21 protein-coding genes are annotated in these 20710 nt (G+C 73.9%); 4 read left to right on the top strand and 17 right to left on the bottom strand.

The window, feature by feature from the left end; translation table 11 throughout:
• Positions 1-53: 53 nt before the first annotated feature.
• From ACIGAQ_RS07370 to ACIGAQ_RS07360, 3 genes are all read right to left on the bottom strand, one after another.
• On the bottom strand, positions 54-209 hold the full coding sequence (locus ACIGAQ_RS07370; RefSeq protein ID WP_311687984.1) for a DUF6131 family protein: 156 nt from the start codon (positions 207-209) through the stop codon (positions 54-56).
• A gap of 142 nt (positions 210-351) precedes the next feature.
• Entirely contained in the window at positions 352-870 is a 519-nt protein-coding gene (locus ACIGAQ_RS07365; RefSeq protein ID WP_311687972.1) for a hypothetical protein, read from the bottom strand.
• A 145-nt stretch (positions 871-1015) separates the two neighbouring features.
• Positions 1016-1498 carry an ATP-binding protein gene (locus ACIGAQ_RS07360; RefSeq protein ID WP_311687973.1) on the bottom strand — a complete coding sequence of 161 codons (483 nt, stop codon included), beginning with the start codon at positions 1496-1498 and terminating at the stop codon, positions 1016-1018.
• Positions 1499-1672: 174 nt separating this feature from the next.
• Here ACIGAQ_RS07360 and ACIGAQ_RS07355 point away from each other — a divergent pair, with 174 nt between their 5' ends.
• The 3 genes from ACIGAQ_RS07355 (at position 1673) to ACIGAQ_RS07345 (ending at position 3646) form a co-directional block, all read left to right on the top strand.
• Complete coding sequence (locus ACIGAQ_RS07355; protein WP_311687974.1) at positions 1673-2038, top strand: STAS domain-containing protein; 366 nt, start codon at positions 1673-1675, stop codon at positions 2036-2038.
• 152 nt (positions 2039-2190) lie between these two features.
• Positions 2191-2805 (top strand): hypothetical protein, encoded by a 615-nt coding sequence (locus ACIGAQ_RS07350; RefSeq protein WP_399779787.1) that lies wholly within the window; start codon positions 2191-2193, stop codon positions 2803-2805.
• Positions 2806-2836: 31 nt separating this feature from the next.
• Entirely contained in the window at positions 2837-3646 is an 810-nt protein-coding gene (locus ACIGAQ_RS07345; RefSeq protein WP_362284354.1) for a universal stress protein, read from the top strand.
• 139 nt (positions 3647-3785) lie between these two features.
• On the opposite strand, the gene ACIGAQ_RS07340 is transcribed toward ACIGAQ_RS07345, so the two are convergent.
• Positions 3786-4424: an HD domain-containing protein gene (locus ACIGAQ_RS07340; RefSeq protein WP_399779784.1), complete on the bottom strand. Its 639-nt coding sequence runs from the start codon at positions 4422-4424 to the stop codon at positions 3786-3788.
• 66 nt (positions 4425-4490) lie between these two features.
• Positions 4491-5489 carry a GlxA family transcriptional regulator gene (locus ACIGAQ_RS07335; protein WP_399779783.1) on the bottom strand — a complete coding sequence of 333 codons (999 nt, stop codon included), beginning with the start codon at positions 5487-5489 and terminating at the stop codon, positions 4491-4493.
• Between the two features lie 219 nt (positions 5490-5708).
• On the opposite strand from ACIGAQ_RS07335, the gene ACIGAQ_RS07330 reads away from it, so the two are divergent.
• Positions 5709-8717, top strand: coding sequence for a BTAD domain-containing putative transcriptional regulator (locus ACIGAQ_RS07330; RefSeq protein WP_399779781.1), 3009 nt, complete (start codon positions 5709-5711; stop codon positions 8715-8717).
• Between the two features lie 579 nt (positions 8718-9296).
• On the opposite strand, the gene ACIGAQ_RS07325 is transcribed toward ACIGAQ_RS07330, so the two are convergent.
• The 12 genes from ACIGAQ_RS07325 to ACIGAQ_RS07270 form a co-directional block, all read right to left on the bottom strand.
• Positions 9297-9881, bottom strand: coding sequence for a thioesterase domain-containing protein (locus ACIGAQ_RS07325; RefSeq protein WP_399779779.1), 585 nt, complete (start codon positions 9879-9881; stop codon positions 9297-9299).
• Positions 9882-9915: 34 nt separating this feature from the next.
• On the bottom strand, positions 9916-10059 hold the full coding sequence (locus ACIGAQ_RS07320) for a hypothetical protein (protein ID WP_311686039.1): 144 nt from the start codon (positions 10057-10059) through the stop codon (positions 9916-9918).
• Positions 10060-10177: 118 nt separating this feature from the next.
• Positions 10178-10633 (bottom strand): luciferase family protein, encoded by a 456-nt coding sequence (locus tag ACIGAQ_RS07315; RefSeq protein WP_311686041.1) that lies wholly within the window; start codon positions 10631-10633, stop codon positions 10178-10180.
• Positions 10634-10639: 6 nt separating this feature from the next.
• Positions 10640-11131, bottom strand: coding sequence for a dCMP deaminase (locus tag ACIGAQ_RS07310; RefSeq protein WP_399779776.1), 492 nt, complete (start codon positions 11129-11131; stop codon positions 10640-10642).
• 52 nt (positions 11132-11183) lie between these two features.
• Positions 11184-12209, bottom strand: a complete 1026-nt coding sequence (locus ACIGAQ_RS07305; RefSeq protein WP_399779774.1) for a formylglycine-generating enzyme family protein — start codon at positions 12207-12209, stop codon at positions 11184-11186.
• Positions 12206-13933, bottom strand: coding sequence for a WD40 repeat domain-containing protein (locus tag ACIGAQ_RS07300; RefSeq protein WP_365740071.1), 1728 nt, complete (start codon positions 13931-13933; stop codon positions 12206-12208). The genes ACIGAQ_RS07305 and ACIGAQ_RS07300 overlap by 4 nt, the downstream gene beginning before the upstream one ends.
• Positions 13930-14634: a GTP cyclohydrolase II gene (ribA, locus tag ACIGAQ_RS07295; protein ID WP_365088342.1), complete on the bottom strand. Its 705-nt coding sequence runs from the start codon at positions 14632-14634 to the stop codon at positions 13930-13932. The genes ACIGAQ_RS07300 and ribA overlap by 4 nt, the downstream gene beginning before the upstream one ends.
• Before the next feature lie 11 nt (positions 14635-14645).
• Positions 14646-15920 carry an MFS transporter gene (locus tag ACIGAQ_RS07290; protein ID WP_365088344.1) on the bottom strand — a complete coding sequence of 425 codons (1275 nt, stop codon included), beginning with the start codon at positions 15918-15920 and terminating at the stop codon, positions 14646-14648.
• On the bottom strand, positions 15917-17827 hold the full coding sequence (locus ACIGAQ_RS07285; protein ID WP_365740070.1) for a WD40 repeat domain-containing protein: 1911 nt from the start codon (positions 17825-17827) through the stop codon (positions 15917-15919). The genes ACIGAQ_RS07290 and ACIGAQ_RS07285 overlap by 4 nt, the downstream gene beginning before the upstream one ends.
• Before the next feature lie 444 nt (positions 17828-18271).
• The gene (locus tag ACIGAQ_RS07280) at positions 18272-18889 is read right to left on the bottom strand and encodes an NAD(P)H-dependent oxidoreductase (protein ID WP_362284380.1); all 618 of its coding nucleotides are present in this window, start codon (positions 18887-18889) and stop codon (positions 18272-18274) included.
• 167 nt (positions 18890-19056) lie between these two features.
• Positions 19057-19680 (bottom strand): class I SAM-dependent methyltransferase, encoded by a 624-nt coding sequence (locus ACIGAQ_RS07275; RefSeq protein ID WP_311686057.1) that lies wholly within the window; start codon positions 19678-19680, stop codon positions 19057-19059.
• Between the two features lie 94 nt (positions 19681-19774).
• Positions 19775-20704, bottom strand: a complete 930-nt coding sequence (locus ACIGAQ_RS07270) for an aminoglycoside phosphotransferase family protein (protein ID WP_399779770.1) — start codon at positions 20702-20704, stop codon at positions 19775-19777.
• Positions 20705-20710: the final 6 nt, after the last annotated feature.

The following is a 20710-nucleotide window of genomic DNA, read 5'->3' as shown; positions in this document are numbered from 1 at the left end:
GGCCCCGTGAGGGAACCCCTGCCATCCGTGCCGTTCTGACTGCCGAGGCAGCGTCACCAATAGTGCCGGCGCCCGGCGACCGCACGTCCCGTGGACCCCAGGATCCACAGGACGCCGCCCACGACGGCGAGGATCAGCCCGATCGTCCACAGGATGGATATGCCGGTGATCAAGCCGATTACCAAGAGGATGATGCCGAGGAGGAGCATGACCGCCTCCGATTCGTCGAGGTACCCGTAGTGGTACTGCTTGTCCGTGTACCCCGGCGTCGCCGAAGAGAACGGCCCCGGCCGCGTTATCCCGGACCGCCCTCCCGGCCGCACGTGACGCGTACCGCCCACGGACGCTCCGTCAGTGCCCGGCAGCCGCCTTCACCAGGGCCACCGCCACACCGATCACCGCGTCCACGAGCCCGGCCGCCACCGCCGTCAGGGTGCCGCCGCCCATCCTCAGTCCGCCCAGGCAGCCCCACAGGAAGAGGGAGACGACCCCGACGCCGGCCGCGACCCGCAAGGCAGCGCCCAGGGACAGCACGTCCAGCGCGGCCAGAGCGATCAGCACGGCCGGGCCCACCGCGCAGGACAGCAGCGGGCTGCTGACGTACAGCATGCGGCGCAGCTCGGGGCCGGTGGCGAACCGGCGGTGGACGGTGCGGTGCGCCTGCTGGTCGGCGACGAACGCCGCGAGCCACAGCCCCACGGCGGTCGTCACGACGGTGGCGACGGCGCCGAGGGCGCCCACGTCGCCGAGCGAGAGACCGACCACCACGGCGATCATGGTGATCGTGGCGTAGATGCGCTCCTTGAGGCGGTCCGCCAGGACAGCCGCCTCGGCGCCGGGCGCCGGATCCGCTCGCCGGTCAGCCGCCACCTGATGCCCCTCACGTCTTCGGGACGCGGGTCGGGCGTCCCGGCTCGGTCGTCGCGGCACGCGTGTGGTGCGCCGCCCCGGTCAGGGCTACCAGCATGCACCGGGTGATCACCCGGAACCGGCAGCCGAGCGTCGCGGCGGCCGGCTATCGGGAGGACGGGGCGGCGGTGTCGCTGCGGGAGGACTCGGCCAGCGCGATACGGGCGGTGATGCGCTTGCCGACCGCCTCCTGCTCCATGAAGAGGTTCTCGGTGACCGCTTTGACGATCTCCAGGCCGTGCTGGCCGATGCGGCCCGGATCGGCCGTCCGCGCCGCGGGGACCGTGGGGTCGCTGTCCCAGACGACGATCTCGACCGCGCGGGCGGTGAGGCGCAACTCCATCAGCACCGGGCCGGGAGCGTACTTGCGCGCGTTCGTCACGAGCTCGCTGACCACCAGCTGGGTGAGGTCCTTCGCGCGCGCCGACACGGGCACCCGATGGTCGTGACCGGCCTGGTCGAGGAAGGCGGCCGCGTGATGCCGGGCCTCCGCGATACAGCGGTCCTCGCCACCCAGTGCGTAGCCGGCCCGCATCACGTGCTCGTCCGGCGCCGTACAGTCGTCGTCACCGTCGCCATCAGATCCCATCGGTCTCGTCCTCACTCCCCGTCATGCGCGCGCCAGTACCCCACCGCGGCCGTGGCATGCAGCACAGAGGGGGCACGAAATGGCCACCTGGGTGCATCCGACCGCGTCCGTGGGGCAGAATCACCCGCGCGTCCTGCCCCGAGGGGGCAAGCCTAGATTGCAGTCGAGGAGACCGTGACCCACACCGAGCAAGCCGACCGGCCCAGCCGGCTCTCCGCGGACCATCGCGTGGTCGAGGGGGTCCGTGTCGTCACCCTGCGGGGCGAGATCGACCACGACGTGCAGGACGTGCTCAGGGGAGCCCTGCTGGGGGCGGACGGGGCGGGGCCGGCGCGGATCGTCGCGGATCTCAGCGGTGTGACGTTCATGGACTCCAGCGGCATCAACGTCTTCGTCGCCGCCCACCAGCAGGTGAGCACCGAGGACGGCTGGGTGCGCATCGCCGGGGCCCAGCAGTCCGTGCTGCGCGTTCTGCAGCTGGTCGGCGTGGACACGCTCATCCCGTGCCACCCGACCACCGAACAGGCCCTGACCGCCTGATCGCTCCCGGCGCTGCCGCGTGAGGTTTCTCTCATGCCGGGGCGGGCTCCCCGCGCCCCGGTCCGGAACCGAACAGCGCAAGCCCGGAGGCGCACCACCGGCCCCACGCCGAGGATGGACGGGACTGCCCGGCCCGGCGTGAAGGACGACAGATGGTGCGAGAACGATCCGGCCACGGCCACCGAGCCGCCGCGGTGGCACTCGGCTGCGTACTGTCCGCCGCCGCCCTGACGGCGTGCGGCGACGACGGCGACGGCTCCTCGCCCACGACGACGGCGGCGAGCAGCCCCGACGCGGCGTCGTTCTCGGGTCTGCCGCCGTCGGCCTTGGCCTCCGAAGCGGCCTCCGCGATCGCCTCCGCCCGGTCCTCCGCCTCCGCGGCGGCTTCCTCTGCGGCGGCCCGGGCCTCCGAGTTCGAGGCCTCCGTCGAGGCCGAGGCCGCTCGCGCCGGTCAGGCCGCCCAGAGGGAACTGGAGAAGGTCGACGGACGCGGGAACGCCGTGTCCGACGTCGGCATGAGGGGCGTGCCCCGGAGCCAGACGAGCGGGCTGCTCGCGGTGCTGGTCACGATCACCAACAAGACCGACGCGACGGCCTCGTACGCCGTGCAGGTCGACTTCGAGGACGCGTCCGGGAAGGTCGTCGAAACGAGGTTCGCCGGGGCCGAGGACCTCGCCCCCGGCAAGCAGGAGCAACCCGTCGTGTTCAGCCGGCAGCCCGCGGACGCGCAGCTCACGCCCCGCCTGGCCAAGGCACAGCGGTACTGACCCGGCCGTCGGCGCGATCCGTGGAGGCGTGATGGGCAACCTGGTGGTGGTGGGGACGGACAGTTCGCCGTCCGGCACCGCGGCGGTCGAACTGGCCGCCGCGGAGGCCGCGCGGCGGCGTGCGGAGCTGCGGGTCGTGTACGCCCTGAACTGGCCGGTCAGACCCATGTACGCGCCGTTGGACACCACACCCCTGGACCGTGTCCTCGCCGAGGCCGCCGACCGTGCGCGGGGCGTGGCGCCCGAGCTGACGGTCACCGAGGCCATGGTGCCCGGCGACACGGTGTCGGTGCTGGAGGCCGAGTCCCGCACGGCGGAACTGCTCGTCCTCGGGGCCCGCGGAGTGGGGGGCTTCCTCGGCATGCTGCTGGGCTCGACGGCGGCGTCGGTGGCGGCCCACAGTCGCTGCCCGGTAATGGTGGCCCGCGAGGAGCCCGCCGGGCCCGGCCCGATCGTGCTGTGCGTCGACGGCTCTCCCGCGGGCGCGGCGGCGGTCGGGTTCGCGTTCGCCGAGGCCGCGCTGCGCGGCGCGGAGATCGCCGCCGTGCACGCCTGGCTGCCGGACCACGCGCCGGCCGGAACCGGTGTGGAGAGCCCCGAGCGGCTCCTGTCCCAGGCGCTCGCCGGGCACGCGGAGCGCCACCCGGACGTCACGGTGCGGCAGGAGGTCGCCAGTGGGGAGGTCCGGGAGGTGCTGATCGAGCGGAGCCGGACCGCCCAGCTGGTGGTGGCGGGAGCCCGGGGGCGCGGGGGCTTCGCCGGTCTGCTGCTCGGCTCGGTGAGCCAGGCGCTGCTGCACCACGCGCACAGTTCCGTCGTCGTGGTGCGCGGCGAGGCGTGACCCGGCGGGCCCGGCCCGGAAGCGGCCGGACCGACGACCGGGCTGCCGCACCGTCGCCGGCGGCCCGGACGGTGTCGTCGCCCGGGCCGCCGCGGTGCTGCCGGCTCGATGGCTCCCGCCGCGCGGGCCGGCGCCGAGGTCACTCCGGCCAGGCGGAGTTCTGGATGACGTCGACGAAGTCGGTGCGGCGGAAACCGGGCACGAAGTGTTCCAGGACGTCCGCGTTCACCGTGCCGAACGTGGTCTGCGGGCGGTGCCGGAAGCCCTCCGTGAACGCCCGCAGGATCTGCCGCTTGAAGTCCGGGCGCGGGTGGGCGGCGGTGACCTCGTCGATCACGGACCGGTCGAGGCGGGTCAGGTTCAGGCCGAGCACGTCGGTCTCCACCCCCGCGGTGGTCGCCGCGATCTCCGGCGCGAGCTTGTACGGCACCTCCGGCGTGGTGTGCAGGGCGACGGCCGTCCAGACCGTCTCCGCGTCGGTCTCGGACAGGCCGTGGGTCAGCGCGAACGCCCGGGCCTGGTCGGCGCCGTCCATCTCGAACCGCTGGTCGTCGCTGCGGTAGGGGTCCACCAGTCCGGTGTCGTGGAACAGGGCGGCCACGTAGAGCAGTTCGGGGTCGGGGCGCAGCCCGAGCGCCGCGGCCTGCAGGCTGCCGAAGAGGTACACCCGTCGCGAGTGGTGGAAGATCAGCGGGGGTGTGGTGGTGCGGATCAGTTCGGTGGCGTCACGGACCAGCTTGCTGTCGGGGATCTCGACACCGGCGATCTTCTCACTCATGACTGGCTCTCCTCGGCGGGGATGTTCGGTGCGTCCACCTTCCGTCCGCCGGGGGGTCCGGGTCCGCTACCGGATGGCCGACAACCCCTCGGAAACGGCCACGCCCGGGCCTGTCGTGCCGAAGCGGCGCCGGTACTTCGTCGGGGAGATGCCGAGGTGGCGGGCGAACGCCCGGCGCAGGCTCTCGTAGCTGGGGAAACCGGAGCGCGCGGCCGCCTCGGTGGCGTTGTGCCCGGCGTCCAGCAGTGCCTTGGCCATGTCGAAGCGGATCAGTTCCACGTACCGCATCGGTGTGGTGTCCAGCTCCGTGCGGAACATCCGGGTCAGATGCCGGGGGCTGACCCGGACACGGGCGGCGAGGGCCTGCAGGCTGTGGTCCGCCGTGGGATCGGCCTGTACGGCGTCCTGGATCTGCCGCAGTACCGGCGTCTGCGGGACCGGGCCCCGGAGCGAGGCGGAGAACTGGGACTGACCTCCGGCCCGCTGCATGTACACCACCAGGGAGCGGGCGACGCTGCGGGTCAGGTCGGGGCCGTGCTCCTGCTCCACCAGCGCGAGGGCCAGGTCGATACCGGCCGTGACACCGGCCGAGGTGTAGAGCGAGCCGTCCCTGACGAAGAGCGCGTCGGGCTCCACGCGCGCGGTCGGGCAGCGGCGGGCCAGCAGTTCGGTGTGCTGCCAGTGCGTCGTCGCCCGCCTGCCGTCGAGCAGGCCCGCGGCGCCGAGGACGAAGGCGCCGGTGCAGATCGACGCGACCCGGCCGGCGCGGGAGGCCAGTGTCCGCGCGGCGGCGGCCAGGTCCGCGTCCACCGCCCCCCGGGGCACCTCGTCGCCGCCCACCACCAGCAGGGTGTCGAAGGCCGGGGCGTCAGCGGCGTCGGCGTCGACCGGCACCCGGACGCCGATGGACGAGGAGACCGCGCTCCCGCCGACCGACACCAGGGTCAGCCGGTAGTGGGCGCCGTACCGGTTGGCCTCGCTGAAGACCTCGGCCGGTCCCGACAGGTCCAGCATCTTCATGCCGTCGAACACCAGGACACCGACGCTGTGCTCGCTCGGTCTCATCATCCTCACCCTCGGGTTTCCCGGCCCCACCCCGACGGCAGCGCGTACTCCCCCATTGTCCCCACGGGCCGTCCCACCCCGCCCCCGTGCCGGGCCGGTGCATGTCGGCCGCCGAGCGTGGAAGTGTATGTATGTTCAACCGGCACATAGCACGGACATATGAGGTCACCGGCCTGCGGGGGAACCAGTGGGAACACACCATGAGTTGGAGCACCGACCATGCACACCACCCCCCGCGTGCACTTCCATGTTCTCGGTCCGCTGGAGATCTGGGAGGGTGAGAGACGGATCAAGCCCGGTGGCCCGGTCAACGAACGGGTCTTAGCCATGCTGCTGCTGGAGGCGGGACGGATCGTACCCGTCTCCCGGCTGGTCCAGGCGGTCTGGGAGGAGGAACCGCCGTCCACGGCGGTGCACCAGGTCCGCAAGGCGGTGGCCGAACTGCGCCGGCGCCTGCCCTCCGGGCACGAGGTGATCGTCACCGAGCCGCCCGGCTACCGCGTCGCGCTCGACGACGGCCAGCTGGATCTGCGGATGTTCGACATCCGGGTGCGCCGCGCGCAGGAGGCCCGCGCCGAAGGACTTCTTGACAACGCTGTCATGCAGTTGCGGGCCGGACTGGACTCGTGGCGGGGCCCCATCCTCGGCGGCGCGGGCGGCCCGGTCATCGACGCCGCCGCGGCGGTGTGGGAGGAACGGCGGCTGACCGCCTCCGAGCAGTGCTTCGAACTGCGCCTGGACCAGGGCGAGTCGAGCGGGCTCATCGGCGAACTGCGCGAGGCCGTCACCGCCCACCCCTACCGCGAGGTGCTCCGCGGCCACCTGCTGCTGGCCCTCTACCGCGCCGGGCGGCAGGCAGAGGCCCTGGAGGAGTACACCCGGCTGCGGACCTCGCTGGCCGAGGAACTCGGCATCGACCCCGGGCCCAAACTGGCCGCGCTGTACGAGCAGATCCTGCGCGCCGACCCGGAACTGGACGCCCCGCCGGTGCCCCAGGACACGAAGGAACCGCCGTTCGCGGTCGCCGGGACCTCTCCGTGCACGCTGCCGTACGACCTGGCGGACTTCACCGGGCGCGAGGAGGAGATACGGCGGCTGACCGCCGCGCCGCCCGCCGACGGGGACCGCACCAGTCCGCACATCCTGCTCATCGACGGCATGGGCGGCAGCGGCAAGACGGCCCTGGCCGTGCACGCGGCCCACCGGCTGGCCGACACCTACCCGGACGGGCAGCTCTACCTCGACCTGCGCGGTTTCACGCCCGGGGAGGAGCCGCTGTCGACGGGCACGGCGCTCGGGGTGCTGCTGCGGGCCATGGGCGTGCCCGGGAGGTCCGTGCCCGAGGATCTGCTCAGCCGGGTCGCGCTGTGGCGGGTCACCAGTGCCCGCCGCCGGCTGCTGCTGGTCCTGGACAACGCGGTGGACGGGGCTCAGGTCCGCCCGTTGCTGCCCGCCTCCCCCGGCAGTCTGGTCCTCATCACCAGCCGGGTGCGGCTGCCCGAGCTGGAGGGCGCCGAGGGGCTCTCGCTCGGTCTGCTGACCGAGGAGGACAGCGTGGAGATGGTGCGCCGCATCCTGGGCGCGGAGCGTGTGGCCGCCGAACCGGACGCCACCGCGCAGCTGGTGCGGCTGTGCGGCCGGCTGCCGCTGGCGTTGCGGGTCTCCGCCGCCCGGCTGCGCAAGCGCCCCCACTGGACGCTGCACCACCTGACCGAGCGGCTCGGCGACGACGCCCGCATCATGGGCGAACTGGAGTCCGGTGACCGCAGCGTGGCGACGGCCCTGCGCATGTCGTACGACGCCATGAGACCCGAACACCGGGCCCACTTCCGGCTGTTGAGCCTGCACCCGGGCGCCGACTTCGCGGTGCCGGCCGCGGCGGCCCTGCTGGACACCGATCCGCACAGCGCCGAGCGGACGCTGGAACACCTGCTGGACGTGCACCTGTTGCAGGAGTTCGAGTGGGGGCGGTACTCCTTCCACGACCTGGTGCACAGCTTCGCGCGCACCCTGCCGGCCGACGACACCGCGCAGCGCTCCGCGGCCGTGCGGCGGCTGGCCGAGCGCATGGTGGCCGACCTGGAGCGGGCGTGCGACGCGCTGTTCCCCGGCCGGGTGCGCTACGGCTGCGCCCCGGTGACCGACGTGCGGTACGCGGGCCCGGCCCTGCGCCCGGAGGAGGCGCAGCAGTGGTTCGCCCAGGAGTGGCGCAATGTCGTCGCCGTGGTGCACCTCGCCGATCAGCACGGACTGCACCGGCACGCCGCGTGGCTCAGCCGCGGCGTCGGTTTCCACCTGCACGCCCAGAACCACTTCTCCGACTTCGAGCGGACGGCCCGGTTGGCCGTGGACAGCGCGCGCAAGGAGGGCGATCCGGAACTGCTGTGCGTCTCGCTCATCAACCACGCGGTCGCCCAGTGGCAGCGGGACCTGTTCCAGGAGGGCATCGCCTCCGCCGAGGAGGCGCTGGAGATCGCCGCGGGCCTCGACGACCCGCGCACCGAGGCGGCCTGCCTGAGCCGGCTCGGTGTGCTGTGCACCAGTGTCGGACGGCTGACGGACGCCGTCGGCCATCTCGAGCGTGCCGGTGACGCGCACCGCGCGCTGGGCTCCGCGCGGGAGGAGGCGCAGGCGCTGGCCAACCTGTGTTTCGCGAGGGAACGCCTGGGGCGGCTGCCGGAGGCCGTGCGGGCCGGGGAACGGGCCGCCGCCCTGGCCCGGCGCACCGGTGACGCGGGGATCGAGGTGACGGCGCTGGCCAACCTGGCGCTGGCGCTGCTGGGCCAGGAACGGATCGAGGACGCGTCGGGGTGTCTGGAGCGGGCCCGGGCGCTGTGCGAGCCGTTGCGGTCGCCGGCCCTGACGTCCCTGGTGCTGAGCAACCTGGCGGAGGCCGAGTTGGCGGCGGGGCGTGTGGACAGGGCGCACGAGCACGCGGTGGCGGCGCTCGATCTGGCCCGTGGGCACGGGTCGCGGGCCCGGCAGGCCGCCGCCGAGAACGTGCTCGGGCGGATCGACGGGGCGCGCGGAGAGCACCGGCGGGCGGCGGAACGCCACCGGGCGGCGCTGGCGCGGGCGACGTCCATCGGGCTGCGCGCGGAGATCGCCGGCTCGCACCGGGGTCTGTCCGAGGCCCTGCGGGCCCTGGGGGACGCGGCAGCGGCCGACCGCCACGGGCGCGCGGCGCGGGAGCACGCGGCGGCAATGGCGCGGGGCGGAGACACGTGACACCACCGAACAGGGAGCAGTGAGGCCGCTCGCCGCGAAGCGCCCTGGACCCACCGACACGAGCCTGGCGAACCGCCCTGCCCACGGAGGGCGGGGCGGTCGGCCGGGGGTCTCCGGGCGGGGCGGTGTCGGCCAGGGCCCCGGGGCGCGGCGGCATGCGGCCCTCGGAGGGCTGCCAGGGAATGGGACGGGCGGTCCCGGGCCGGGGCGGCGCAGCGGCCGGACGGCATGCTGCCCCACCCGGCGCGTGCCGTCCCGGACGGTACAGCTATGCGCAGGCGCCCCTGCCCGCACCAGTGGGACGGACCCGGTCGCGCGGCGGGACTCGCTCGTTCTCGAACTCGGCGACGCCCCGGGGCGGCACGACGGAGAGAGGCCGGCCGCTCAGGTGGGGAGGAAACCGGCCGGCACGACGGGAAGGTGCATGGGGGCCATGTGCCGGGGGGCAGGCCGGACGGCAGCGGCGGAGGCCGGGGCGCTGACGGTACGGTCCCCGGTCGTCCGCACGCCGTGGAGCCGGCCGCCGGGCCCGGAATGTGTGCCGGGCGCGGCGGCCGGAGGTGGGGTGTGGGGCTCGGGTCAGGGGGTCGCGCCGGTCACCCTGGAGGGTTCCCCCGCTCGGGCCGTGGTGGACAGCAGCCGCGTGGCGATCAGGGACGCCAGTGCCGTCGGCCGTGGTCCGGGCGGCAGGGTGACGAACTCCGTGCCTGACGTGGAGTGCCGGCTCCACGGTGCGAGGCCCCGGCCGGGCACCGGGCCCGCGCAGACCACCAGTCGGCTCTCGGTGACCGTACGGCGCACGGCCTGTGTCAGCGGCCCGTGCGCCGGGGCCCGGCCCGGCGCGACCGCGTCCGACACGAAGAGGGTGGTGCAGACGGCGTGTCCGGCCGCCCGCTCGAACGCCCCGGCCAGCGCGAGCCCGAGGTGGGCGCCCGTCCCCCAGCCGTGCAGCGCGAACCGGCCGGTCACGCCCGCGTCCCGGACCTGACGGACCAGACCGTCCGCCAGCTCGGTCAGGTCGCGCGCGGCCGCGTCGGCGCCGGGGCGCAGGACGACGGCCCCGAGGGCGGCGGGCAGGGCGCGGACCAGGCGGGTCACGTCCGCCGCCGGGGTGTCCGGTCCCGGCAGGAGCACCAGCGGGAAGGGTCCCGCGTTCACCGTCACGTCGGTCTCCTCCCCGCTCGGGGCGACCCGCAGGTCAGTGGGTGGGGCCGACATCGGTCGCCAGCACCCGGTGGTGTCCGTCCGCCCCGTGCGCGCCGGCGACTCCCGTCGTCGCGCCGGCCCATCCGAGCAGCGCCGTCATGACCACGGCCACTGCCGCGTGCCCCAACCACCGCATGTCGTGTTCCTTTCGTGCCGTCCGTTTCCGGTCTGCCTCGACAGTGCGCCGGACCGGTCCCGGTGGCGTCCCGGTGCGATACCGGCCGGATACCCGGCCGGCAGGCGGTCAGGCGGGGCTAGGGCGGGGGCGGGGTCCAGGTGCCGCGCGCGTACAGGTACGCCCGGGTCACCAGCCGGGCGACGACGGCCGTCTCGGCCTCGTCGCGCGGGCCGTAGACGAGCAGCGAACCGCACGGGGCGGCGGCCGTGCCCCAGCCGGCCGCGACCACCGCCTCGCCCCACGGTGCGGGCAGCATCAGGTGGAGGCTGCCGTCGTAGGGCGGATGCACGTGCCCGAACTCCGAGCCGGCGAGGAACGCCTCGGCCGGTCCGTGGGCCAGGACCGGTGCGAGGTGGAACGCACGGGTCCCCCGTACGCAGACGTACGAGGGACCCGTGCGGACCCCGTCGAACGCGGTGACCGCGTCGACGAGGCGCTGTGTCAGCCCGGCGGGCGCCGGGTCGGTGAGCTGTTCCACCGGGTCACCGGTCACGACCAGCGGGGCCGGACCCCGGCGCGGTGGCAGAGGCATGTCCGCTCACCCTCCCGCCGGGCCGGAGGGCAGCAGATGGCGGTTCACCGCCCGGGCCGCCTCCGCCAGTTCGACCCGGCACACCACCTCGACGCCCGCCGCGCGCAGGGTCTCGACGCCGGTGCAGTCCGCCACGAACAGCGGCGGTTCCCGCCAGGCCACGACGACCCGCCCGATGCCCGCCTCCAGCACGAGCCGTGTGCACGGCGACGGGGAGGAGGCGCGACGGGTGCACGGTTCGAGGGAGGTGTAGAGGGTGGCGTCGCGCAGGCCGGACCGCGGCTGTCCCAGGGAGCGCAGGGCGGCCTCCTCGGCGTGGACCCGGCCGCCGTCCTGGCGGGAGTACCCGCGGGCCAGTTCCCGGCCGTCCGCCGCGACGAGGATCGCCCCGACGGAGAACGCGGTCGGCGACGGCGGGCAGCGGCGGGAGAGGTCCACCGCGCGCCGTAACCACTCCGTGTCGCTCCCGGGGCCCGGCCCGTCCCGGCGGCCCGTCACGGCGGCACCCTGCGGACCGCCGCCCCGGCCGGCGCCGGGCACGGACGGCCGTTCACCGGTCCCACCCCGTTCCGGTGCCGTCGGCGGGCGGGGTCTCGGCGAGCCGGAACCCCATGGCGTACAGGTCCCGCCGGTACCAGCCGTGGCGGCGACGGCAGCGCGACAGGTCGGCATAACGGGTGAAACTGCCGCCGCGGGCCACCCGGTAGGGAGTGCCGGTGTCCCCGTGCAGGTCGTCGTCGACGAGATGCCCGCCCGGGTAGGGCCGGTAGTCGTCGGCGACGTACTCCTCGACGTTGCCGCCCATGTCGTACGTGCCGAACGGGCTGCGTCCCGCCGGGTACATGCCGACCGGGGTGGTGGTCAGGGGGCCGTACTCGACGGTGTTGGCGCGGTCCTCGCCGGGTTCCTCGCCCCAGGGGTAGGCGCGTCCGTCGCCGCCGGAGGCCGCGTACTCCCACTCCGCCTCGGTGGGCAGCCGGAAGGCCCGGCCGGTGCGGCGGGCGAGCCAGGCCGCGTAGGCGTCGGCGTCCTCGGGGGACACGCTCCACACCGGGTGGTTGGCCAGGTGGGGCGGGTAGACGCCGAACCGCCAGGAGGTGGGCAGTGCGACGTCCGGGTTCTCCGTGAGGAACAGGCGGTACTCCGCGTTGGTGACGGGGTAGCGGGCGATGCGGAAGGCGGCGATGTCGGCCTCGTACTCGGGCGCCTCCTTCGCGATCCACGCGCGGGTGACGCCCACGTGCCGCCAGGCGGCGGCGACCGCGTCGACGCGGTCCGCCGCCAGCCCCAGCCGCACCCGGGCGGCCGGGATGTCCGCCATCGCCGGTGTGAGCGGGTCGATCCGGGGATCGCCCAGCAGGGCCAGCAGGTTGCCCGCGGCCAGCCGCAGCAGCGGCTCGGCCTCCGGGTCCGACACCCGCAGCGCCAGCTCGCGGGGGTCCGCCCCGGCGAGCGTGCCGGTCAGCCGCCGGAGCCGGTCCTGGTCGACGCGGTCGGTGAAGGACGCGGGCAGTCCCATGGCCGTGCGGTCGTCCAGCTCGTTGGGGTTGACCACGGGGGCCTCGGCCGTGGTCATGCCGCCCGCTCCCCCGGTGCCTGAGCCGTCTCCGGCGGGTCCAGCGGGTAGACCCGTCCGTCGTAGGAGGAGGCGAGGAAGCGGCCGCGGGTGGCGTCCCAGTGCAGGCTGGAGATGCCAGCGGTGGTGGGCCGCACCACGACGGGCCACTCCCCCGTCGTCACGTCGTGCACGGCGACCGTGCCGGCGTAGGAGCCGGTCGCGACGAGGCGACCGTCCGGGGAGGCGGCGACGCACTTGACGGAGTGGTCGTGCGGCGTGGGCACGGTGCGGCTGGTGCGGTCGTCCCAGATGCGCAGGGTCAGGTCGCGGCTGACGCTGGCGAAACGGCCGCCGGGCAGCGGGGCGCAGCCGTTGGCGATCCGCGCGTGGGCCTCGTCGACGCGGCCGGTCTCGGTGAACGTCTCCAGGGAGAACCAGGACACCGAGGCGTCCGCGCACACCGCGAACAGCGTGTCGCCGGAGACGGCGACGCCCTTGACCGCGTTGGTGTGCAGCGGCAGCGTGGCGACGTGCTCGGGCTCCTGGCCCTCGCGGACGGCGAAGACCAGGCCCTCGCCGGTGTAGGCGCCGACCACGACGTGCGGGACGCCGTCCCGGGTGAAGGCCGCGGCGCAGTTCAGCGGGGAGCGGTGCTGGTGCAGGACGCGTCCGTCGCGGGCGTCGAAGACCCGGCCGAGCTGACCGCCGGTCAGGACCCGGTCCCCGACCTCGACCAGGAAGTTGCACAGGCTGCCGGTGTCGGCGCGCTGCGTGCCGTCCACCCACACCAGTCCGGCGTCGCCGGTCGTCCACACGGCGCCGTCGGCGGTGGTGACGACGGAGTTGACGCAGGCGGTGGGCTCCACGCCGGTGAGGTCCCAGGTGCCGTCGGTGACCCGGTAGAGGGCGTAGGACGAGCCGAACGTGCCGAAGACGAGCGTGGAGTCGTCGAGGAAGGCGCAGGAGCGGGCCCACACCTCGGCGGGGAACTCGGCGGTGTGCGTGAGCCGCAGCCCGGCCTCGGCGTCGGAGGCGTCCCACACGCGCAGGGTGCGGTCGTAGCTGAGGCTGACCAGGGACTCGGTGGCCGCGTTGTACACCAGCCGCTTGATGCCGGCCTCGTGGGCGGGGGCCTTGCCGGTGCGGCCGTCGGCGATGGTGATGATCTCGCCGTCGTCGTTGCCCGCGTACACCACGCCGGCCCGGGTGATCGCGATGGTGTCGGTCTCGACGCCGCCGAGGTCGACCTCGCCGACCATGCCGCCGGACGCCAGGGACCAGCGCTTGACGGTGCCGTCGTCGCTGGAGGTGAGCAGTTCGTCGCTCTCCCCCAGCCAGGCCACGGAGATGACGTCGGCGGTGTGCCCCTCGAAGCGGGCCACCAGGGCGCCGGCGAAGTCGTAGACCCGCACCAGGTGGTCGCGTGAGGCGGTGGCGACCAGTTCCCGGGTGGGGTGGAAGACGGACATCTCCACGTCGTCCTTCTGCTCGCTCAGGACGGCGCGGAGCTTCAGGTCGGGCACCGACCACAGCCGGGCGGTGTAGTCGCTCGACGAGGTCAGCAGCAGCTTCCCGTCCGGGCTGAACGCGACCTGGTTGGCCAGGTGGTCGTGGACGGCGCGGGCGAGCGGGGCCCGGCGGGCCGCGTCCCACAGGATGACCTGGTTGTCGTAGCCGGCCGTGGCCACGTACGCGCCGCCGAAGGCCGCGACGCCGCTGATCGGCCCGTGATGGCGTATCACGCTGACTCCTCCAGTCGGATGGTGTGAGAGGTGCGGGCGACCTTCGCGGTCAGGTAGCCGGTGTTGTGCGGGTTGACGAAGACGCCCGTGGCGACGGTGCGCCGCACCCGGATGCCGTAACGGCGCAGTTGCTCGCACTTGTTGGGGTTGTTGGTGAGCAGGTCGATCTCGTCGTGGCCGAGGGCGCGCAGCATCTGGGCGGCCGCCGCGTAGTCGCGTTCGTCCTCGCCCAGGCCCAGGGCGCGGTTGGCCTCGTAGGTGTCCAGGCCCCGGTCCTGCAGCCCGTACGCGTCGAGCTTGTTGTACAGGCCGATGCCGCGGCCTTCCTGGCGCAGGTACAGCAGCAGGCCGCCGGCGGTGTCGATCATCCGCAGCGCCTCGCGCAGCTGGGGGCCGCAGTCGCAGCGCGCGGAGCCGAACACGTCGCCGGTCAGGCACTCGGAGTGCACCCGCACCAGCGGCACGCCGTCCTGGACGGTGCCCAGGCGCAGCGCGAGGTGCTCGCGCCCGTCCACCAGGCCGCGGAAGGTCGTGACACTGGCGGTGATCGGGTCGCCCGTGGCCGGGTACAGGGGGATGCGGACGCTCTGGCGCACCTCCGCCCGGGGTGGTGCGTCACCGGTGCCGTCGGGGTGGCGCAGCGCGGGCACGGAGGCGGCCGGGAGGTCGGTGGTGCGGGTGTCGCCGGATATGTGGGGCATGTTTCCTCCTCCTAGGCCGGCTCGGTCGTCGCCGGGTTCGTCGGGGTCCAGGCGGTGCGGGCGCGGTGCAGCTGGACGAGCACCACCGACGAGGCGACGCCGAGCGCCAGGAACGTGGCGTGCGGGCCCGCAGCGTGTTCGAGCGGGGGGATCACAACAGGGGACAGCAGCGCGGCGGATCCCGTCAGCAGCCACATCAGTCCCGAGGCCCGGCCCATGATCTCCTGCGGCAGGTACCGCACCCGCAGCATCACCACGGCGGCCAGCAGCGCGCCCTGGGCGACGGCGCCGAGGGCCAGGGCCACCAGGAACAGCGGCCACACGGGCACCGCCAGCAGGGCCAGGGAGACCGCGCGGACGACGACGGCGACGGGCAGCAGCGTCGCGGGGCGCAGGCGTTCGCGCTGGGACACCAGCAGGTTGCCGGTGAGCAGGCTCAGGTTCACGGCCGCCACGACCCAGCCGGCCTGCTGTGCGGACAGCTGCCAGGAGTGGCGCAGTTCGAAGAGGACCAGGGACGTCAGGCCGGTGCCGCAGACGGCCTCCAGCACCATCTGCAGGACGAGCGTGACGGCGATGCGCCGGTCGGCGAGGGTGTCGCGCCAGACGCCGCGCAGTCGTGCCGGTTCGCGCCGGCGGGGGTCCGTCGCGGGGCGGCGCGGCGGCCGGACACCGGCCGCCCACACCGCCAGCGGCGCGAAGAAGGTGGGCAGGTTCAGCCACAGCACGCCCAGGTAGCCCAGCAGGGGCAGGGTGGCCGCGACCAGGACCGGCCCGGCCAGCGTGGTGGCGAGGAACAGGCTGTTGAGGGTGCCGCGGGCGCGGGCCGGGCAGCGCGGGAACATCACCGGCACGTCGGTCATCCAGCCGACCCGGTAGGCGACGCCTCCGGCGGCCACCACCAGGGCGCAGACGAACAGCACCCACGGCTCGGGATCGCCCTGCCACAGCAGCAGGTTCATCACCGTGGCCGCCGACGCCTGCGCCAGCAGCCCGTACAGGACGAGGCGGGCGGTGCCGCGCCGGTCGGCCACCGAGCCGAACCAGGGGGCGAGCAGCATGCTCATCGGCACGGTGGCCGCCAGCCACGTCATCACGGCGAGCGAGCCGGTCAGGCGGTAGGCCAGCAGGGGCAGCGCGGTCGCGTACAGGGCCTCGCCGAGGTTGTTGACCGTGTTGCCGGCGGCGAAGACCCGGAAGGAGCGCTCGGCGAACGGCGAGGGCTCCACGACCTCGTCGCCCCGGTCGCCGCCGTGTGCGGCCCGCACCCGGTCGGCGGTGGTCACGGCCGGGCCGCGCCGTTCGCGGCGGGGAAGGGACGGGCGCCGGAGGACCGAGGCAGCCACAGGTCGCGCAGCACGGTGAGGACGGGACCGTCACCGCCGCGGTCCAGGCGGTACAGGCGCAGGTAGCCGCCCCGGCCGCCGACCACCACGTAGGCCCGGCCGTCGGCGCCGCGCAGCGCGGTCATGCCCTTGGGGAAGTCGGGCAGGTCCTCGTGCAGGGCCAGCAGTTCGCCGCTGTCGTGGTCGTAGGCGGCGATCTGCATGCCGTAGGTGACCACGCACAGGGTGCCGTCGATCAGGGCGCAGTTCTCGGCGGTGTTGTCGAGGAGTTCGACGAACTGGCGCCGCGGCTTGTCCTCGCCGACGACGATCTCCTTGACGCCTCCGCCGCCGGTGACGCGCAGCCGGTCGCCGTCGACGAGCAGCCGCTTGGGGTAGCTCTCCAGCTCCGTCTCCCAGGTGACGCCGCCCTGTTCGTCGTAGGCGGCGAGCCGGCCGGTGCGGGTGCCGAGCACCCGGCGGCCGTCGGGCAGGTAGGCCGAAGCCCAGGCGCTGGCGGGCAGTCGGTCCACGTGGAGCAGCTGCCGGCCGGTGGCCGCGTCGAACTCGAAGCCGCCGGCGTTGCAGGCGACGAGGACGCGGCTGTGGTCCGGGGAGACCGAGACGGTGTGGACGATGCCGGGCAGGCGGGACTCCCACACGGTGGTGCCGTCGGGGGTGAAGCGGCGCACGGTGTCGGGCCAGAAGATGGCCACCCGGTCGTCGCCGCACGGCTCGGCACGGCGGGCGAAACCGGGCGCGTCGTGGTACTCGTCGACCAGGTCGAGGCGGGCGTGGTCGCCGCTGGTGCGAAGGCGGACCACGGCGGTGCCGTCGTCGGTGGCGGCCAGGACGGTGGTGCCGTCGCCGGGCAGCGGGCGAAGGTCCCACACGCACTGGCGGGTGTAGGAGAGCCGGTGCAGCAGTTCGCCCTCCGGGGACAGTGCCGTGATCTCGCCGTCCTGGGTGAGGGTGTAGACGCGGCCCTGCTCGTCGATGGTGACGTCGATGATCTGGTGGCTGAAGCCGCCGACCCGCTTGCGGACGCTCAGTTCGGGCGTGGTGTTGTCGAACAGGAGCAGTTCGCCGTCGAAGCCGCCGATGTAGGCGGTGGCGAAGTCCGGGGAGAACACGAGCCCTTCGACGTCGTTGCGGGCGAAGTGCATGCGCTGGTCGACCGTGCCGTCGAGGCCGATGGTCACCACGCCGTTGGAGACGTTGCGGGTGTCGTCGATGCCGGCGTCGCCGATGGCCCAGAAGCGCCGGTGCCGGGCGTCGTAGACGACGCGGTGGACGTTGGAGGTGTCGATGCGCACCGTGGTCGGGAAGGACCACTCCTCCAGCGAGCCGAGGTGGACGCACCCGTGCCGGTCGGAGACGGCGTGCACGCCGGGGGCGTCGGTGCAGAACCATTCGAGCATGTCGTAGCCGTGCGGCCACTGCACGATCCGCTCGACGGCGAACGTCTCCACGTCGAGGACGACGACCTGGAAGTACCCGTTGTCGACATAGGCCTTGCCGTTCCACAGGCCGATGCCGCGCAGCATGGTGGGCGACGGCTGTTCGCCCTCCAGCAGCAGGGAGCGGTCGGCGGTGGCGCGGGCGTCGAGCCGGTCGGCCAGGTGCAGGGTGTCGGCGTGCCAGCGGCAGAGCGTGCCGGTCTTGTCGCGGGTGATGATCCAGTCGCCGGCGAGGGCGACGCCGTACACCGGCTGGCCGGCCGTGTCCTGCGCGAGGGCGGGCACGCCGGAGGAGCGGCGCAGGGTCAGGTCGTGGTCGAGCAGGTGCAGACCACCGCGGACGTCACAGGCCAGGAGCCCGCGACCGGGCAGGCTGACGATCCGCGTGATCCGTTCGGGGATGCCCATGGCGGAACTCCGTTCCTGTCGTGGGATCGAGAGGAAGTCGACAGAAGGACGCGATGCGCCCCCCGGGGCGGGGCGAGCCTGCCCCGGGGGGCGAATCCTCACTGCACTGGAGGGTGAGGGGCGCCTCAGATGGCGGCGCGGGTCACGCGACGGACGAGCTTGGTCATGGGACTGCACCTCCTTCGCATTCCTGCTGTGCTCGTGACGGGGGAACTGACAGGGCGCCTCAGATGGCGGCGCGGGTCACACGGCGGACGAGCTTCGTCATGAGGGGCACCCCCTTTCGTGGGCTCGGGCTCCACGTCGCGCGTGGTGCCGTACCTGTGCACCGTCCCTGGTCGGGCGGGCGTTCCTGCCACCGACGCGTACCTTGTGGGCACCACGCGCGGGGCAAGTCTGGGCAGGGGCGCGGCGGTCGGGGCCGCGCCGCCTGGTGGTGGGGCGTCAGACGACGGTCGCGGGGCGCAGCGCGCCGTCACCGGCCGGGGGCCGGACGACGTCCGCGTCGGGAGCGGCCCGCCGGGCCGCCCAGACGGCGGCCGCCACCTCGTCGAGGAGGGCGAGGGTCGCCGGGTCGGTGAAGCCCTGGCCGGTGCGCGGCAGCGCTTCCGCGTCGCCGAGGGCGAGGGGCCGGTGGTCGATGAGGACCGCTCCGGAGCGCTCCAGGTTCACCCGCAGTCCCGGCTGGGCGTCCGCCGCGCCGCGGGGTCCGGGGGAAGCGCTCAGCACCGCCGTCGGCAGGCCGGTCAGGGCGCTGTCCCCCCAGGGACGGGAGAGCCAGTCCAGGGCGTTCTTCAGGACACCGGGGGCGCCTCCGTTGTAGGAGGGGGTACTGATCACCAGAGCGTCCGCGGAGCCGAGCAGCCGCCGGGCCTCGGCGACCGGCGCGGGGCCGTCCGCCACGTCGAGGTCCTGGTCGTAGTACGGCAGAACCCGCGGATCCAGCAGGGGCGTGTGCACCCGTGCGTCCCGCTGGGCCAGCAGCCGGCCGAGGGTCGCGACGGCGGTGGTGTTCACCGAGTCGCGCCGCAGGCTGCCGGACATCAGTACGATCCTGGTCACCCCGGTCTCCCTGTCGTCCGGGCGGTTCCCCTGCCGGGGCCGCCTTCCGATGACTTGAGAGTGCCGCAGCGGATTCCCGGCCCGGTCCCGATCCGATACCGCGCCCGCCGGGCCGGACGGGAACTGCCGGTCAGCGGCCCCGGGAAGGGGCACGAAGGCACCGGACGTCAGGCGCCGACGTCGCGCGGCTTCTCCCAGAGCAGGGTGTAGCGCCACAGCAGGCGGCGCCCGAACCGGCTTCCCGGCAGCACCCGGTGGGCGATGTCCCGCGCCTCGCGGAAGGTGGTGTCGGGGTCGGCGACGGGCATCTTCGCCGGGGCGTGACTGCCGCCCCTGCGCCGGCCCAGGGCCTTCACGGAGGGCACCGCGACGGCCAGGTGCAGCAGATCGAGGACGGATCCCGGGTCGGCCAGGCCGATGACGGCCAACCGCCCACCGGGGGCCAGCAGTTCCGCCGACCGGCGCAGGGCGCGCTCGGTGCCGAGGTGGTGCGCGACGGCGACCATCGTGATCAGGTCGTAGTGGCCCAGCGGGAGTTCCGACCCACTGGCTTCGAAGAAGTCCGCCTCCAGGAAGCGGGCGTTGCCCACGTCCTCGCTGCGGTCGCGCGCCGCCTCGACCATCTCCGCGGAGAGATCGATCCCGGTGACCCGGCCGGACCGGGCGGCGAGCAGACGGGCGAGTTCGCCGTCTCCGCAGCCCACGTCCAGCGCTTCGCGGCAGTTTCCGGGAACGAATCCCAGAATTGCGGGATAGTAATGGATGTTCGGATTCCAGTGACTGGGTTTCATGCCGCAAAATTAGGGAGGGCGATTCACGCGGTCAACCTTTCACGGGCGGGATGAATGGGGGATCGGAAAGGGACGGATTCGGGAGCTGAATTTGCTACCCCATCCGTTTCCACTGCTCCATGGCGGGCTTGAGGTACTCCCACAGGCGGGGAAGCTGCGGGACCAGCGTGAGGGCGGCGACGACCCGGATCATGCCCAGGGCGTCGACGAAGCCGAGCACGTCTTCGTCGAGGGGCCTCGAACCGTTGCGCCGCGCGCCGCGATCGTAGGCGGCGCGGTGATCGGGTCCGAGGGCGGCCAGGTCCCATTCCACGGGTCCCAGCGTGACCAGTTCGAAGTCGGCGTGGAGGTGGCCGGCCACGCCGGGGAAGACGTTCGCGGCGGGTGAGTCGCCGTGCAGGGGCTGGAGGCCGATGCCGGGGAACCGGGCCTCGAACGCGGCGCGTGAGCGCACGAGGGGTTCGAGGGCCCGCCACTCCCGGCGGGCGCGGTCCAGTTCCGCCGCGCCGATCAGGGTGGGGTGCCGGTCGAGGCGGTCGAGGCTGTCCGCGATGAATTGCGGGTCGGCCGCGGACAGGAATTCCGGGCGGCCCGGGTAGGTGCGCAGGGCCGCGTGCAGGTCGGCGACGCTCTCGGCGTTCGCGACATAGTCGGGTTCCTCGTCCCGGTTCTCCTCGACGAACGTCCAGAAAGTCATCGAGAAACCGTTGCGCTGCACGGGCTCGGGCGGCACGAGCGGGCTCGGCGCGATCACCGGGACTCCCTGCTCGTCGAGCCAGCGCGTCACGTCCAACTCGTCCTGCTGACGGCGCGCGAGGGCGGCGAGGTCGCCGGGATCGGGCAGGACCGTGGGAACGCGTGCCACGACCGGCGAGGGCGCGAGGTGGACGACGACGGAGAAGACGTCGTGGAGCACCGCGGGCTCGCCGACGGTCAGGCCGAGTGCGCGTGACGCCGAGACCGCCGCCTCGACTGCGGCGGAGGTGCGGTCGGCGAGTTGCCGGGGGGTGAGGAAGGTGGTCATGGCTCC

The sequence above is a fragment of the Streptomyces sp. NPDC085932 genome, from assembly GCF_044540525.1.
Taxonomy (GTDB): domain Bacteria; phylum Actinomycetota; class Actinomycetes; order Streptomycetales; family Streptomycetaceae; genus Streptomyces; species Streptomyces levis.
Note: the sequence above shows the minus strand (reverse complement) of the source record. Positions and strands in the feature narration are given on the sequence as shown.

What these genes read in the sequence shown, in the direction of transcription:
- ACIGAQ_RS07270 (WP_399779770.1), bottom strand. Translation starts at nt 20,704, where the DNA reads ATGACCACCTTCCTCACCCCCCGGCAACTCGCCGACCGCACCTCCGCC.
- ACIGAQ_RS07360 (WP_311687973.1), bottom strand. Translation starts at nt 1,498, where the DNA reads ATGGGATCTGATGGCGACGGTGACGACGACTGTACGGCGCCGGACGAG.
- ribA (WP_365088342.1), bottom strand. Translation starts at nt 14,634, where the DNA reads ATGCCCCACATATCCGGCGACACCCGCACCACCGACCTCCCGGCCGCC.
- ACIGAQ_RS07345 (WP_362284354.1), top strand. Translation starts at nt 2,837, where the DNA reads ATGGGCAACCTGGTGGTGGTGGGGACGGACAGTTCGCCGTCCGGCACC.
- ACIGAQ_RS07340 (WP_399779784.1), bottom strand. Translation starts at nt 4,424, where the DNA reads ATGAGTGAGAAGATCGCCGGTGTCGAGATCCCCGACAGCAAGCTGGTC.
- ACIGAQ_RS07370 (WP_311687984.1), bottom strand. Translation starts at nt 209, where the DNA reads ATGCTCCTCCTCGGCATCATCCTCTTGGTAATCGGCTTGATCACCGGC.
- ACIGAQ_RS07330 (WP_399779781.1), top strand. Translation starts at nt 5,709, where the DNA reads ATGCACACCACCCCCCGCGTGCACTTCCATGTTCTCGGTCCGCTGGAG.
- ACIGAQ_RS07320 (WP_311686039.1), bottom strand. Translation starts at nt 10,059, where the DNA reads ATGCGGTGGTTGGGGCACGCGGCAGTGGCCGTGGTCATGACGGCGCTG.
- ACIGAQ_RS07285 (WP_365740070.1), bottom strand. Translation starts at nt 17,827, where the DNA reads ATGGGCATCCCCGAACGGATCACGCGGATCGTCAGCCTGCCCGGTCGC.
- ACIGAQ_RS07315 (WP_311686041.1), bottom strand. Translation starts at nt 10,633, where the DNA reads ATGCCTCTGCCACCGCGCCGGGGTCCGGCCCCGCTGGTCGTGACCGGT.
- ACIGAQ_RS07335 (WP_399779783.1), bottom strand. Translation starts at nt 5,489, where the DNA reads ATGAGACCGAGCGAGCACAGCGTCGGTGTCCTGGTGTTCGACGGCATG.
- ACIGAQ_RS07275 (WP_311686057.1), bottom strand. Translation starts at nt 19,680, where the DNA reads ATGAAACCCAGTCACTGGAATCCGAACATCCATTACTATCCCGCAATT.
- ACIGAQ_RS07350 (WP_399779787.1), top strand. Translation starts at nt 2,191, where the DNA reads ATGGTGCGAGAACGATCCGGCCACGGCCACCGAGCCGCCGCGGTGGCA.
- ACIGAQ_RS07305 (WP_399779774.1), bottom strand. Translation starts at nt 12,209, where the DNA reads ATGACCACGGCCGAGGCCCCCGTGGTCAACCCCAACGAGCTGGACGAC.